General features: G+C 35.9%; 13 protein-coding genes. 6 read left to right on the top strand and 7 right to left on the bottom strand.

Annotated features, from left to right (window positions below; translation table 11 throughout):
- Window positions 1-52: 52 nt before the first annotated feature.
- From FEDK69T_RS13825 to FEDK69T_RS13805, 5 genes are all read right to left on the bottom strand, one after another.
- Complete coding sequence (locus tag FEDK69T_RS13825) at window positions 53-1,717, bottom strand: T9SS type A sorting domain-containing protein (protein ID WP_023574799.1); 1,665 nt, start codon at window positions 1,715-1,717, stop codon at window positions 53-55.
- 265 nt (window positions 1,718-1,982) lie between these two features.
- Window positions 1,983-3,593 (bottom strand): tetratricopeptide repeat protein, encoded by a 1,611-nt coding sequence (locus tag FEDK69T_RS13820; protein ID WP_023574798.1) that lies wholly within the window; start codon window positions 3,591-3,593, stop codon window positions 1,983-1,985.
- Between the two features lie 306 nt (window positions 3,594-3,899).
- On the bottom strand, window positions 3,900-6,119 hold the full coding sequence (locus FEDK69T_RS15585) for a redoxin family protein (protein ID WP_051385152.1): 2,220 nt from the start codon (window positions 6,117-6,119) through the stop codon (window positions 3,900-3,902).
- Entirely contained in the window at window positions 6,109-7,035 is a 927-nt protein-coding gene (locus tag FEDK69T_RS13810) for an ABC transporter ATP-binding protein (protein WP_023574796.1), read from the bottom strand. Before FEDK69T_RS13810 ends, FEDK69T_RS15585 begins: the two co-directional genes overlap by 11 nt.
- A gap of 106 nt (window positions 7,036-7,141) precedes the next feature.
- On the bottom strand, window positions 7,142-8,353 hold the full coding sequence (locus FEDK69T_RS13805; protein WP_023574795.1) for an MDR family MFS transporter: 1,212 nt from the start codon (window positions 8,351-8,353) through the stop codon (window positions 7,142-7,144).
- Between the two features lie 108 nt (window positions 8,354-8,461).
- Between FEDK69T_RS13805 and FEDK69T_RS13800 the strand changes: the two genes are divergently transcribed.
- The 3 genes from FEDK69T_RS13800 to FEDK69T_RS13790 are packed head-to-tail and all read left to right on the top strand — an operon-like array spanning window position 8,462 to window position 10,462.
- On the top strand, window positions 8,462-9,052 hold the full coding sequence (locus FEDK69T_RS13800) for a DUF1684 domain-containing protein (protein WP_023574794.1): 591 nt from the start codon (window positions 8,462-8,464) through the stop codon (window positions 9,050-9,052).
- 9 nt (window positions 9,053-9,061) lie between these two features.
- Entirely contained in the window at window positions 9,062-9,697 is a 636-nt protein-coding gene (locus tag FEDK69T_RS13795; protein WP_023574793.1) for a TatD family hydrolase, read from the top strand.
- A 48-nt stretch (window positions 9,698-9,745) separates the two neighbouring features.
- Window positions 9,746-10,462 carry a tRNA threonylcarbamoyladenosine dehydratase gene (locus FEDK69T_RS13790; protein ID WP_023574792.1) on the top strand — a complete coding sequence of 239 codons (717 nt, stop codon included), beginning with the start codon at window positions 9,746-9,748 and terminating at the stop codon, window positions 10,460-10,462.
- Between the two features lie 51 nt (window positions 10,463-10,513).
- On the opposite strand, the gene FEDK69T_RS13785 is transcribed toward FEDK69T_RS13790, so the two are convergent.
- The gene (locus FEDK69T_RS13785) at window positions 10,514-11,587 is read right to left on the bottom strand and encodes an SRPBCC family protein (protein ID WP_023574791.1); all 1,074 of its coding nucleotides are present in this window, start codon (window positions 11,585-11,587) and stop codon (window positions 10,514-10,516) included.
- Window positions 11,588-11,888: 301 nt separating this feature from the next.
- On the opposite strand from FEDK69T_RS13785, the gene FEDK69T_RS13775 reads away from it, so the two are divergent.
- Window positions 11,889-12,272, top strand: a complete 384-nt coding sequence (locus tag FEDK69T_RS13775) for a pyrophosphohydrolase domain-containing protein (protein WP_023574789.1) — start codon at window positions 11,889-11,891, stop codon at window positions 12,270-12,272.
- A gap of 199 nt (window positions 12,273-12,471) precedes the next feature.
- Here the strand turns inward: FEDK69T_RS13775 and FEDK69T_RS13770 are convergent, their stop codons facing one another.
- Entirely contained in the window at window positions 12,472-13,539 is a 1,068-nt protein-coding gene (locus tag FEDK69T_RS13770; protein ID WP_023574788.1) for a branched-chain amino acid aminotransferase, read from the bottom strand.
- Between the two features lie 303 nt (window positions 13,540-13,842).
- Here FEDK69T_RS13770 and FEDK69T_RS13765 point away from each other — a divergent pair, with 303 nt between their 5' ends.
- Together FEDK69T_RS13765 and FEDK69T_RS13760 are read left to right on the top strand one after the other, a co-directional pair.
- Entirely contained in the window at window positions 13,843-14,340 is a 498-nt protein-coding gene (locus FEDK69T_RS13765; protein ID WP_023574787.1) for a DUF4920 domain-containing protein, read from the top strand.
- Window positions 14,340-14,783: a hypothetical protein gene (locus FEDK69T_RS13760; RefSeq protein ID WP_035630451.1), complete on the top strand. Its 444-nt coding sequence runs from the start codon at window positions 14,340-14,342 to the stop codon at window positions 14,781-14,783. Before FEDK69T_RS13765 ends, FEDK69T_RS13760 begins: the two co-directional genes overlap by 1 nt.
- The last annotated feature ends 1 nt before the right edge of the window (window position 14,784 follow it).

Below are 14,784 nucleotides of genomic sequence, written 5' to 3'. Positions count from 1 at the left end.
ATTTGGCAGGCCTACCAAAAAAAGTGATAATTAAGTTATAGTTAGGTGGTGGTTATTCTTTAATTAGTTTTTTAGACAAGGTTTTGTTGTCGGTAGTTTCAATATTGATTGTATAAAAACCTTTTGCCCAGTTCTGACTTGGTATGTTTAATTCCAATGAATCTACAGTGTCATTGCTAAATACTTTTTGACCTAAAGTATTATATACCGCAATAGATTTGATCATTGAAGTTGCTTTAATGCTAAAGAAACTGTTGGCAGGATTTGGATATAACATCACAGCATTTTCCGCAGTTTCAAAATCGTTAACTCCTAATGTTGTTGGCAATACAAATTTCTGAGCATAAATTTTATTCTGATCTGCAGCTTTAGGTTCATTGAAAACCACAACAGCTTCACTATTGTTAACTGGTTTTGTTAAAGTTATTTGTCCTTTAGGAGCACTGAATGTAGCTACAGGAAGGGATTGTTCCTGCCATGCAAAATCTCCATTAGACTTCAAAAGAACTGCTTTAATTGGTACTGGTAAAGATCCATTGTTAAAGCCTTCAGTAATTAAGAAAAACGGGGCATCATTAATTAACTCTAAACTGCTGGCATGTACTTTTCGATTGGCATCAATAGGAAAAACCTGTTTGGCATTATCTGTTAATAATCTGGCTCCTGTAGTCTTATCAAATTTTTGCACGTATTCACCTCTAATGTCTTGAGTAGAAGGAGTATAGTTGGATATAGCCCAAACATATTGCGAACCTGGGGAAAAGGCAATTCTGGTATCCGTTTCATATAGCGTTGCGTTGGTATCAAAATCAACACCGTTAACGCCCCAAGGTAAAGTACCGTCCGGGTTGATTCGTTGCACAAAACCATCTTGTCGTGTTCCTGTATATCCTGAATAACCGTAAAAAACCACATCACCATCCTGAGCACCACGATAAGTCATATTGTTATAATTTGTCCCTTTGTTTGCTAATTGAACAGGTGTCGCCCATTGGGCAGTTCCATTGCTGGTATTATATTTTTGAGCAAAAAGGTTGGTTGCGGTACTTGCCGATATCCTTTTATGGAATACTACCATAACTTGTTGGTTTGACAATTCAAAAAGACTTGCCGGTGTTGTTTGAGATGCAGGGTTATCAGAGAGAACATCTACCGCTGCAGCCCAAATAGGAGTACCTGTCTCTGAGTATTTTTGTAATTTAGACGGCCCTGAAAGTGCCATATATTGTATTAATACATTACCATTGTCATTCTCTAATGGAAGTATTGAGGGTAGGTAACCGTTACCAACGCTTATTCCGTTGGCTCCCCATAACATTGTACCTGCTTGGTTTATTTTGTAGGCAAAAATAGGTTGTCCAGCTGTATTTAATGTACCTGTCACTCCCACATAAAGGTTGTTTTTTGAATCACCCGCTACTTTCATAAATACGGTAGAAGATCCCATAGGGATAGTATTACTGATCAGTATCCCTTCCGGGCCAAATTGTTGTACACCATTGGCGTTTAATAATTGGACTCTCAATTCAAAATAGACGGGCGAAGCCACTGATTTCCAAAATACAACATATGTACTTCCGTTTGGGCATTTAACAACTTCCTGAGCGTTATTGACTACATTGGCAACCAATGTGTTAACAGTTGTATCCGTTGTCCATTGCGCATTTGCCGACAGAAAGGAAACTAAAAAAAGTAAAAGAAAAGTAATTTTTTTCATAGCATTAACAGTTTAAGTTTGAAAAATATAATCGTCATAGTTTTTTAGATTACGATCCAGGGCTTTCCTGAATTTTTTGATAGTCCAAAATTATTTAATCAATATGACCGATACTATTTTTGAAGTCTCTATAAACTACTCATGCTGTTTTTTTCTACCCTTATTTACCACTCATTTTTTTGTAAGCTGTTGATTTTAAAGGGCTTTTTTAATTTGTTTTGAATTGTTATTTTGAGTGAAGAGTGGTGGATTCTTTGTGGAATTTTTAATTTAAATTAACTAAATAGGTAACCAAATCGAGGTTTGTATTGGTTAAATTTAATTTTTTTCTGAGTCTTGTTCTGGCATTTTCAAGCGATTTTATCGATTGGCCGGTAATCTGAGCAATCTCTTTAGTAGTTAAGTTCAGTTTTAATAACGCACAGAGTCTCTTATCGCGATATGTCAATTCCGGATGTTTCTCATTGAGGATGTTGTAAAATGATTCGTTGACATGTCCGTAATGCAGTTCGAATTCTTCCCAAAGGCTGTTATTGTCCCTTTTGCCCAATTGTTTAATAATAGTGTCAATGGTTTGCAATGTTTCCTTTTTTTGGGACTGTAATTTCAGCTCTCTTAAATCATCTATGATTTGTTCAATGATTTCCGCACGCTGAATTTCCATCATGGAATTGGTTATCAGTTCTTTATTCTTTAGTTCCAGATTGGCATCCAACTCGTTCTTTTTTGCCTCGAATAAATCTTTTTCCAATTGAGCATTTGTGAGCCTGTTTCTGTATTTTATCAATAAAATAAAGAGTATCATCATCACCATGATGAGGCTCAATCCTATTATATAGTATTTGAAATTCTCTTTGCTCTCTTTTAATAGCCGTAGCTCTTCATTTTCTTTATGCTCCTGTTCCAGTTTCAGTTTTTCAACATTCATGGCTTTGCTTTCAATATTCAGACTGTCCCTTATCTGATCATACGTTTCAAAATACGTGGCTGCATTTTTATAATCGCCTTTCAAGAGGTAGGATTTGTAAATATTGATTAAAGCATTTTTATATTCAAAACTATATTTTTCATTTTCCAGTAATGATGAGGCTTTTTGGGCATAAGAAAGGGCCGGAGCAGGTTGTTTTTTCAACAAATACATCTTAGAAATGGAATTGTATATCCAGGCTTTATTTTTGTCAGTTGCATTTTTTTCGGCGATTGCAATGGATTTGTCGAAGTAACTTTTGGCTTCCTCGAAATTATTTAAGCGAGTATAACAAATTCCGAGATTGTTGTATAATATGCTGTTTAATTTTTCATCGTGGATTTTTTTGCTTAGCACTAGGGATTCCTTAAAATTAACCATGGCGCTGTCCAGTATGTCATTGCTCATGTACAACGTACCTATATTATTAAGGGCTTTAGCTGTAAAAGTGGTGTTCTTTTTTTTTCGATGGTATTTAAGCAGATTATTGAAATAATGTAGTGCTTTATCTTTATTGTTTAATCGGGCATAAATGATGGCCAGGGAATTTTCCAGATGGTATTTTCTTTCATCAACATTATTTTCCCTGTTGTATTCATAGGCTTTCAGATAATAAGTTAAAGCAATGTCAAATGCATCTTTCTCGTTGTAGATGTCTCCAATTTTGATGTTGATATCGGCAGTAACTTGATCCGAGTCTATTTTTTTTGCAAGCTTTTCAGAAAATTCAATATAATGCAAAGATCTTTTCCAGTCGGAACTTTTTAGCTCGGCGGCAATTTTTAGGGCAATATTTGCTTTTTCCTTATCGGAAAGGTTCATCGTTAAACTGTCGACCAGTTTACTGACGTCGCTTTGTGAGAAGGTAAATTGACTTATTAAGAGAAGGAATAACAGCGCCTTACGCATATAAAAACTGATAGTTAAATAAATTTAACCTCTAAGGTACAGTTTTCCTACAGAAAAAAAGCAATATTCTGTTATTCAACAAAAAAATCAGTTTTCCTCATTTAATATTTTTTGCAGCCAAAGAAAACAGGCTAATGCAATGATACCACAGCTTCCCATGAAGAACCGGTTTACCGAATGTCCCCAATCGGGAAATGTTCTCCATTTCGGTTTTGGAGCTCATGGTGTGGGAAAAACTATTTAAACCAAAAAACGCATCCTTTCTTTAGAATGCGTTTATTTAGAACTTATTTTTGAAATTCTGAATTATTCTTCATCCGGTAAATGCAATGCTTTTCGCAGTATCATTTCGAAGGAATTATTGTTTGGAAACGGCAATTTTGCATTGACAAAGTTGCCATTCGGGTCAATAAGTATAAACCTCGGGATGGATACTACATCATAATTACTGCCGAATTGTTTGGAATTATCAATATGCCATTGCAATACCGTTTTTGATTTATTCTTTGCACTGATGTACCATTCTTTTACGTTTTCATCGCTACTGAGTGCCACAAACTGAATATTTTCCTTTTTGTATTTCAAAGCAAATTTCTCGAAGAAAGGAGATTGCTGTCTGCAAGGGCCACACCAGGTGGACCAAACATCTATAAGAACATATTTCCCTCTTAATCCGGCAAGTGAAACTTTTTTACCATCAAGCGCGGTAGCTTCAAATGAAGGTGCAATTTTACCTTTTCCTAAACTTTCGGCAATTCTGTTAAGGTTGTTGATTTTTCTTTGATAATCAGTATTGGTGATTAACGGATTGTACTGGGAAACAAATTGGTTTCTTTCTGTGCTGGTGGAAGCCTCCTCAATAACTTTTCTGATCTGCCAAAACAGCATTTTATCTTTAAACGATCCATTTTTGAGTTTCGAAATCGCCGTAATGGCTTTGGTGTTCTCGTCTATATCACTATTGTCTTTGGTAATTAACTGATCTTTCACATAGTCAAAATAATTCTGACTGCTTAATAAACTTTCATCGGTCAAAGACAATTTATTCTGTATTTCTTCAATAGATTTACCCCCTGTGGTTTTTTCGTTGGGGTATAACGCTGCTCTTCTTTTCAAAAAGTCATTCCACAAATTCAGGTAGTTTGTGGTGATCAATTTCTGGGTTCTTTCCGTATAATCGTTTTTCGGAATGTAATTGTCAACAGTTTTAAATGTATTGGACGCTTCCATTGCTTTCTTCCATTCTTTATATAGAGCATCAATAATAATCTGGGGCTTGTCCAAGTTGACGTTTTCCTGTAAATAGTAAGTAACAACACTCCAATCCGATTTAGGATCGGAATCCATTTGATTTTCGGCTAATCGCGTCCCTTTTAATTTAAATTCGGATTTCGGACCTGCAATTTTTCCATCCAGATAAATACTGTCTTTCTGCCCGAAGAATACGTTTCCGTCGTATTTCCCGTCCAAAATAAACTGATAGTTGTCGGCAATTATTTTGTCTTTAAAAATATAATGGAATTCATTGTTTTTGATTGGAATAATGGCAATGGTATCTTGGATTATAAGGTCTTTCAGGTAGATGTTTTTGAATTTATCCTTGCTTTCAATCTTACCACAAAATACTGTTTTGTCATGATCAGCCATCTGATTCGAGCATAAAAGCCAGCAGGTTAATCCACCAAAGATCGACAATATGGCTAAGCCGGTCGCTTGTGGTATTTTTGCAAAAGCCAACTTGAAGGTTTTGTGCTGGTACCACCTGAATCCGATGTAAAGCAAAATAGTACTGATGGTCAGACTGATATATTCGGTAAACGTAAACCAGTAGCCCAAATCGCTGCCTTCATGTTTGGATGCAATTTTTGAAAGAATTTCATAAGGGTACCAAACCGGAACCAAATTGAAAGGCTTTAGGAACAGCGTTAACAATAATCCAAAAAATCCTATCAGGATGGACCAGATAAAACTCGGAATTAAAACAGAAATTGTAAACTGTAACACTGTAATGAGCAGCGATGCCACAAACAACCTTGTAGTCGTGTGAAATATTTCCATCAGAGGAAATTCCAAGATGGCCATTTTAGGAACATCAATAAAGAAATGGAGTACCCAGGCCGACAGTAATCCAACAGTAATAAAAGAAACAATCGAAATTGCATTGGCAGTAAGGAGGGTGATGAATTTTGAGAAATAAATAGAGAACTTATACGCAGGTTGGGTTTCCATCAATTGCCAGCCTCCGGTTTTATGATCTAATTGTGTTATCCTGCTCGCCGTAATGATGATGAGCAGCGGGAAAAAGAAATAGGTAAAAGGTTGTAACGTGTCTTCAATAAATCTCAAATAGTAATTAAACGGTAGTTCCGATTTTATTTCTTCGTTTGGAATACTAATTAAGATGCTAAAAAACATTAAAGGCGAAATAATCCCAAGAATAGCGCTGTTCCAATACAACATGGTGCCTCTTCTTTTGATGTTTTCGGCTTTCAGTACGGTAATAAAGTTTGATATATTAGTTTTCATGCACATTTTTTTCGTTAGTTATTGTCATAAACCATTCTTCCAGCCCGTCTAAAATTTTAACTTCATATAAGGCAATATTCAGGTCAACAAGAGCTTTGATAAAATCTGGAATTTCCTCTTTGCTTTTAAGGTTTAAGGTAATTTGGTTCTGAGTTACCATCGTTACATTGGCATAGTTGTTTTCGAGAGTAGGCAGCCATTTATGGGCATCGTCAACAGTAATTTGAATTTTGCACATGCGGGCTTCTTTAGAAAGTTGTTGCATAGTTCCTTCAAAACACAACTTTCCTTTATTGATGATGCCTACATGCGTACACATTTTTTCAATTTCGCTCAGCAAATGACTCGAAACAAAAATGGTGACCCCTTTTTCTTTGTTGAGCTTGATGAGTAATTTACGGATATCGATTATGCCATTGGGATCTAAACCGTTCACCGGTTCGTCGAGTAGCAGTAATTCGGGATCATCCAATAAAGCCATGGCAATTGCCAACCGTTGTTTCATTCCTAAAGAATATTGTTTGGCAGAACGTTTACCATCTCGGGTTAAATCAACCAAATCCAGCGTTTCATGTATTTTTTCCTCAGGAATGTTGCGAAGTTTGGCTACATACTTCAAATTATCAATACCGCTCAGGTGAAGATACAACGCAGGCGATTCTACCAATGATCCAATCTTAGAGAAGACAAACGGGAGTTGCTTTTGAAGAGGTTGGTTAAATAACTTAATCGAGCTGCCCTGTTCGGGGATGATGCCGGTTAGTAGCCTCATCGTAGTCGATTTTCCTGCACCATTGGGGCCTAAAAAACCATAGATGGAACCTTTTGGAACATTAATCGAAATATTTTCTAAAACTTTCTTAGACTTCGAATATTGAAAATTGAGTGATTCGGTTTGAATTATATAGTCGGCCATAAATTTTTTTTATGACCGCTAAAGTAAGTAAAATATTATTTTTTAAGTTTATGTATAAAAATTTATTTACAAAATATGCAGTAAATAAGAATAATTACAAAAAGGATTATTCGTTTGCTGAAAGCATTCTTTGCAGCCATAGACAACAGACTAATGCAATGATACCACAGCTTCCCATGAAGAACCAGTTTACCGAATATCCAAATCGTGAAATGATCTCCATTCCGGTTTTGGAACTCATGATGTGAGCCAAGCTGAAACTCATTGTATAAAGCGCCATGTAACGTCCTTCATACCCTTTTGGCGCCCGGCTCATGGCAAAGGAATTGGAAAACGGAAAAGCAAACATTTCCCCAAAAGTCACAAACAACATACTCACAATTAAAATTCCGGCCCAAACATTAATAAGCAGCAAATAGTAACTGATAGCCATACACAAAGCACCATATAGAATGATTTTTACTTTATCAATCTGTTTTCGTTCCACATAGCCCACAATCGGCATTTCGAAAAAGAATACCATAAGCCCATTAAATGACATCAGTAATCCGGTTTGGAATTCTGTCATTGCAAATTGTTCATGATGATAGAGTGGGAGTGTGGTAAACAACTGGAAGAAAACCATCGCTGTAAGAAAACTGATGAAAAGGAAAATCCAAAAAGGCCTGTCTTTAAAAACGGATTTCTGTTGTCCATTATTAAATTGGTCAAGATGTACTTTTTCTTTCTTTTTTTCTTTTACCAATAAGGCAAATATCAATATCGAAACAATACAGCTTCCTCCATCCACCCAAAATAAGCCCTGGTAGCCTATGCCCATGATAATCAAACCACCCAAAGCCGGGCCGGCAGCAAAACCAAGGTTAACAGCAAGACGTACTAAGGTCAAAGCACGGGTTCTGTTTTCTGGTTTGGCATATGCGCCCAAAGAAACAAACATGGCCGGTCGGAACATATCGGCAATAATCATAATTGAAAACATACTGATACAGAGGCCTACAAAACTGGTGATGTACTGGATAACGAAAAATAATAATCCACTCGTAAATAAGCTGAAAATCATTATTTTATAGAAGCCTATTTTATCGGATAGTTTACCTCCTAACCAAGAGCCAATCATTGAGCCCAAGCCGAAGCAAACCATAATCCAACCTACCTGACTGTAAGAAAAATGTAAATCTTCTTTTAAGTATTTGGACAAGAATGGCAATACCATTGTACCTGCCCTGTTGATAAAAGTAATCAGCGTTAGAATCCAGATTTCTCTTGAAAATCCTTTAAAGTTGTTTATGTAGCGTGAAAAAACCTGTAGGAACATACTTAAATTATGAAATGCAAATCTATAATCTTATTGACCGATTCACTGTTAAATGATTGTGAATTTTTAAAACGTAATTTTTGAGTACTTTTGTGAAAAATATAAAAAATGAAAAAGCTTCTTTTTATCGTTTTATTTCCGATGGTTGTTTCGGCACAATGCAGTGAAGAGACTGCTAAAGCTTATCAGTTGCAACTCAATAAAGAATATGCCGATGAAAAAGAAAGTCCGCTTAAAAAATCGGATTTAGAGCATTTCAAATCACTCGATTTTTATCCGGTTGACATGAATTTCTGTGTGGAAGCTAAATTGGTAAAGACGCCTAATGAAAAACCTTTCGCAATGAAAACGACCGGCAGCAGAACACCTTTGTATGTCAAATACGGTGAATTACATTTTGTTTTGAAAGGGAAGGAATGCAAACTGAACGTTTACCAAAGTATCGATTTGTCAAAACAGGAAAAGTTTAAAAACTATTTGTTCCTTCCGTTTACCGATTTAACCAGCGGTGTAGAAAGTTATGGCGGAGGACGTTATATCGATTTGGAAGCTTCTGATAGTAAGACGATGATATTGGATTTTAATAAGGCATACAATCCGTATTGTGCCTATAATGAAGGGTATTCATGTCCGATTCCGCCAAAAGAAAACGACATTCTTGTGGAAGTAAGAGCCGGAGTGAAGAAGTTTCATGATTAGTTTATCATAATGAAATTTAATATCCATACTCATAAAAGTACCAGTCAGGAAAACGTTCTGGAAATCGTTAATCAGTATCCGAATGAGTTTGATGATATGGTTCAATATTTTTCCATCGGAATGCATCCCTGGTATATCGATGTGGATAGAACGGACGAATTTCTGCAGATTATTGAAGAAAAACTTCAACAGCAAAATTGCCTTGCGTTAGGGGAGTGCGGTTTGGATAAACGAATTGAAACATCACTTGAAATTCAGAGTGAAGTTTTCGAAAAACAATTGGCATTAGCTGTAAAATACCAAAAACCTGTAATTTTGCACTGCGTTTCGGCTTATCAGGAGGTAATCGAAATTAAAAAACGCCTGAAAATTGAAGTCCCGATGGTTATTCATGGATTTTCTAAAAACTGGCAGGTAGCCAAATCCCTTTTGGATAACGGATTTTATTTGTCGTTTGGGAAATACCTTCTCCGCAACCCGGAATTGGCTTCGGTTTTTGAACAGGTTCCGAACGAACTTTTTTTCCTGGAAACCGACACGATTGAAGAAAGCATCTCAGATGTATACAAAAAAGCTGCATTCATCAAAAAAATGGATGTGGAACAAATTATCTCAGATAATTTTAAGTTAGTTTTTAACCCGTAATGAAGACCGGTTTTTCGACCGGAATCACATTACACAAAATGTTGTAAAATGGCAGAATGGACAGAAAGAGCCGAATTATTATTTAAAAAAGAAGGATTAGAAAAATTAAGGAATTCCAATGTATTGGTAGTAGGAATGGGAGGCGTTGGTTCTTTCGCAGCCGAATTTATCGCTCGTGCAGGCGTTGGAAAAATGACTATTGTTGATGGTGATACAGTTGATATTACCAACGTAAACCGTCAGTTACCGGCACTACATTCTACAGTAGGACAGCCAAAAGTGACAATTGTAGGTGATCGTTTGATGGATATCAACCCGGAATTGCAATTAACCCGAATTCAGGAGTTTTTATCACCTGAAAGAGCTTTTGAATTGGTTACTCCGGAATTCGATTATGTTTTGGATTGTATCGACAGTATCACGCCGAAATTGAATTTGATATTGGCCGCTAAACGAAAAAGGGTTCGTGTAATCAGTAACATGGGAGCTGGCGGGAAGATGCTGGCAAGCAAAGTTGTCGTAAAAGATATCAGCAAAACAGATGTTTGCCCACTTGCCAAAGTGATTCGTAAGCGTTTGAAAAAAGAAGGGATTTCCAGTGGGGTTAAAGCTGTATTTTCAGTGGAAAAACCAGATGAGAGCAGCTTAAAAATGACTGACGGAACCAACTTTAAAAAATCGTTCTTCGGAACAAACAGTTGGATGCCAGCCTTGTTTGGTTTACATGCAGCTGAAACAGTAATCAAGCAATTGCTGAAAGACTAAAATATCTAAAATATAGAAAAAGAAAAAAGTCCCAGATTGGGACTTTTTTTATTATTGAACTTTTGTTGAATCTTTTACTGCTGCCGGTATTTCAATAGGCTTGGCTTTTTCTACAATCGGGATGTAAATTTCCGTAACCCATTGTGAAGCTCTTCTGGTTTCGTTCATTCCAACTTTGTAGACTTCAATATATTTTCCGGCATGATCTTCCATCCATTTGCGTTTTGCTATTTCAGCGTAAGCCTTATCCCATGCTTCTTTACTGTGGGAGTAATCTCCGGTAAGCGTGGTTTTTAAAGCCAAGTAAGAATAGAAACGTCCTCCTTCAATATCACTTCCTTCAGAGGTGAAAATTTCTTCGGCAATAGGCAAACAGGTTGAGAAGGTTACGATACCGTTTGCCGTGTCATATTTATAGTAAATAGCGAAAGGAGAACCGTTAACCGTTATGTTATTGTCTTTGGCAAATTTTGTAATTTTTCGGAACATGATTCCCATGTTTTTGGAAAGTGACGGAATCTTGCAGGTAACCGTTTGTTTGATATAATAAACTCCCGATTTTCTGGTTAAACCATTCACTTTTACAGTATAGTTTTTTAGTTCTTTTACCAAAAGGTTGTCAATATTGTTTAAGCCTTTTTCAAACATAGGAGCCATCATGTTTTCTACACCGCCCTTAAAGAAAGAGAAAAATTTCATCATAAAAGGCATTTTTCCTTTCATCTGCCAGGTTACTTTGGTGCCATTTCCTGTTTTTTCAAATCCCCAGATAATGTTATCAGGTTCGCCTTCTCCAAAATAAATTTTTTGAAAAATACTGTCGTTTTCCATGGTTTTAACCGTTTTCATTCGGCCTTCACCCTCTTTTCCAACCCATGAAAATGAGGCACCCTCACCATGTGTTTTTTCAGCATAGGTATATTGAATTGACTTATCTTCTTCGCCCCACGGACCCCAGTCTTCCCAGTTTTTATAATCGTTTATATAGTTAAATAAAACGGGTTGAGGTATATTGATAACTTTACTTCGTTTAATATCATATTGGCTGTTTTGTGTGCCGATATAAACGGTAATGGCAATAATAGCAAGTAATATAAGGAGGAGTATGTATTTTACAATTCGCATAATTTTGTACTAATTATGATAATTTTCAAATATAAGATATTTATTCTTTCAGGACTAATTTGATTATAAATAAAATTCCTATAAAAAGCAGGAAGAAAAAGAGTATCCATAAACTGCCTTTGTAATGTATTTTGTGTAAGGCCAAATCTTTCCGGTAAACATATATCATTACTGATACAAATGCGACAACAAAAAATAGGGCGAAATACAGTTGACCTGTTGAAAACATAGCTGGAAATTTTACACAAAATTAGTTTTTTGAAAATTATTTTATTTACTTTTCGCAACAAATTTTACGATTATGCAAAAACAACTTAACGCAGTTAAAGAATTTCATGATGCTTTCGGTTTAGGAGTGGGTCAAGAACCTAAAGGGTGTTTGGGAGATCAGGTAAATATGCTTCGTTTTAATCTGATGAAAGAAGAAAATGAAGAATATCTGGAAGCCGTTCAGAATAATGATTTAGTCGAAATAGCTGATGCCTTAGGGGATATGCTTTATATTTTATGCGGAACCATCCTGGAACACGGTTTGCAACACAAAATTGAAGAAGTATTCGATGAAATCCAGCGCAGCAATATGAGTAAGCTGGGTGAAGATGGGAACCCGATTTACCGTGAAGACGGAAAAGTGATGAAAGGCCCGAATTACTTTAAGCCCAATTTTGAGGAAATATTGAAATAAAGTAGGCAGACTACAGAAACCAGACTGCAGAAAGGAAAAAATAGAAAGCAGAATGCAGATAGCAGGATGCAAATTTTAGGGTATAAAAAATAAAGAAAAAAGGGACTCAAATTTTGAATCCCTTTTTTGTGCTATATGGTTAGTGTTCAATATGATTTCAAGTTTGCAATCTGCCTTCTGAAATCTGTAAACTTCCCAACTAAATCTTCACCGTCCAACCGAAAGTATCTTCAGCCAGTTTGTATTGAATATTTGTCAGCTTCTCTTTAATTTCTGAAGCGAATGAATTCTGTAGTTTTGGTAATTCATAATACGTGTCCTTATATGAAAAACCTGAAATCGGACTGATTACTGCAGCAGTTCCGGCTCCGAAAATTTCTTTCAAAGTGCCTTTTTCAGCCGCTTCCACAATTTCAGAAACCAAAACCGGTCTTACATCAACATCAATTCCATCACGTTCTGCGATGTCAATAATACTTTTACGTGTTACGCCATCAAGAATACGCTCGCTGGTTGGCGCAGTATATAAAGTATCGTTGATTCTGAAGAAAACATTCATCGTTCCTGCTTCTTCTAATTTAGTATGCGTTGCATCGTCTGTCCAGATGATTTGTTGGAAACCTTCCTGGTTTGCTAATTTTGTCGGGTAAAATTGTGCAGAATAATTTCCTGCCGCTTTTGCAGCACCAATTCCACCGTTAGCCGCACGACTGTAATGATCTGCGATAACTACTTTTACGTCTCCTGAGTAGTAAGCACTTGCAGGAGAAAGAATGATGCAGAAACGGTACTGGTTTGAAGGAGATGCAACCACACCATGTCCCGTAGCAATCATGAACGGACGAATGTAAAGTGAATTTCCTTTTCCTTTTTTAACCCATTTTTGTTCAATTTCGATCAATTTTTTTAAACCGTCAATGAAAATTTCTTCCGGAATTTCAGGCATCGCCAAACGTACAGCCGATTTATTGAATCTTTCGTGGTTTTGATCAGGGCGATACAACCAAACATCATTATTTTCGTCTTTGTAAGCTTTCATGCCTTCAAAAATTGCCTGACCGTAGTGGAAAACACGTGATGAAGGATCCATGGTAAATGGCTCATAAGGTTTAATTTCGGGATCTCCCCAAACACCATTGTCATAATCGCAAACCAGCATATGGTCTGTAAACACATTTCCGAATGATAAATTATCAAAATCTACCGAAGTTATTTTTGATTCTTTTGCCGTAACAATTTTAATGTTGTCTAAAGCTGTTAATTCCATTGAATAAAAATTAGTATTAAAAACACTAAATAATTGGCTATTAGAAAAATATGAATTTTATTTTTACTAATAAACTTGTTGTGTCATTGCAAATCTAACAAAAAAAAGTGCTTTTCAGCAGGTGTTATTAAAAATAGTGTAATTTATTGCGGTTTTCCTAATTTGTTTTTAAAAATTCAAAGAATGACTTCAAAAAACAATTTTTTGATCAGATAAACAGAAAATCTTGATTACGCATTTTGCCGTTCAATATTAATTTGTTTCTTTGGAAATCTATTAATTAAGGTCGAAAATTTAAATATCATGAAAAAAGTTGCCGTTTTAGCCTTTTCAGTTTTTGCTTTTATAAGCTGTAATAAGAAACAGGAGGAAGCAAATATCGCGGATGTCAAAAAAGTAGATTATGCTGTTTTTGGTGATAGTATAACTGATGCTGAGGCGCTAACGAAAGAAGAGATGTTTTCTAGGTTTAAAAATCTAAAAGAAGGAGATACACTAAACGTTAAGTTTAAGTCTAATATTAAGGAAGTATGTCAGAATAAAGGCTGCTGGATGTCTATGGATTTAGCGGAAGGAAACGAGACTTTCGTAAAATTTAAGGATTATGCATTTTTTGTTCCGATGAATGCAGGAAAGCAGGAAGCTGTTGTAAACGGAAAGGCTTTTGTGAGTATTGAAACGGTTGCAGACCAGAAGCATTATGCTAAAGATGCTGGTAAATCTCAGGCTTCAATAGATAGTATTACAACTCCAAAAGTAACCTATGCTTTTATGGCGGACGGTGTTTTAATTGCGAAATAATGAAAAAGGTAGTAGTGTTTTTTTTGCTGTCAGGACTTCTTTTTTCTTGTGTGAAAAAGGAAGAATCAAAAGTTGAGGCAAAAAAAGTGACAGCTGAAAAGAAAGATTTCAAAATGTATGAAATGTCGGAAATGGCAAAGTTGATGGAACAGATGTATGCAGATAATCTACGTTTGAAAGAACGGATCAAAAATGGCGATACTATCGGAAAATTTCCTCAACATTTTTTAGACATTCATAAAGCTGTGATGACGGATGAAAAAGAAAACGATGACTTCTTTAAAGCGCAGGCAGTGAATTTCATTAAAGCTCAGGAATTGATTTATCAGGATCCGAAAAACGCCAAAGAACATTTTAATAGTGGGGTAGATGCCTGTTTGAGTTGCCACCAGGTTAAATGTGGCGGCCCAATACCAAGAATTAAAAAACTATATATAGAATAAA

The sequence above is a fragment of the Flavobacterium enshiense DK69 genome (assembly GCF_000498495.1).
Taxonomy (GTDB): Bacteria; Bacteroidota; Bacteroidia; order Flavobacteriales; family Flavobacteriaceae; genus Flavobacterium; species Flavobacterium enshiense.
This window is presented reverse-complemented; position numbering and strand designations above follow the sequence as displayed.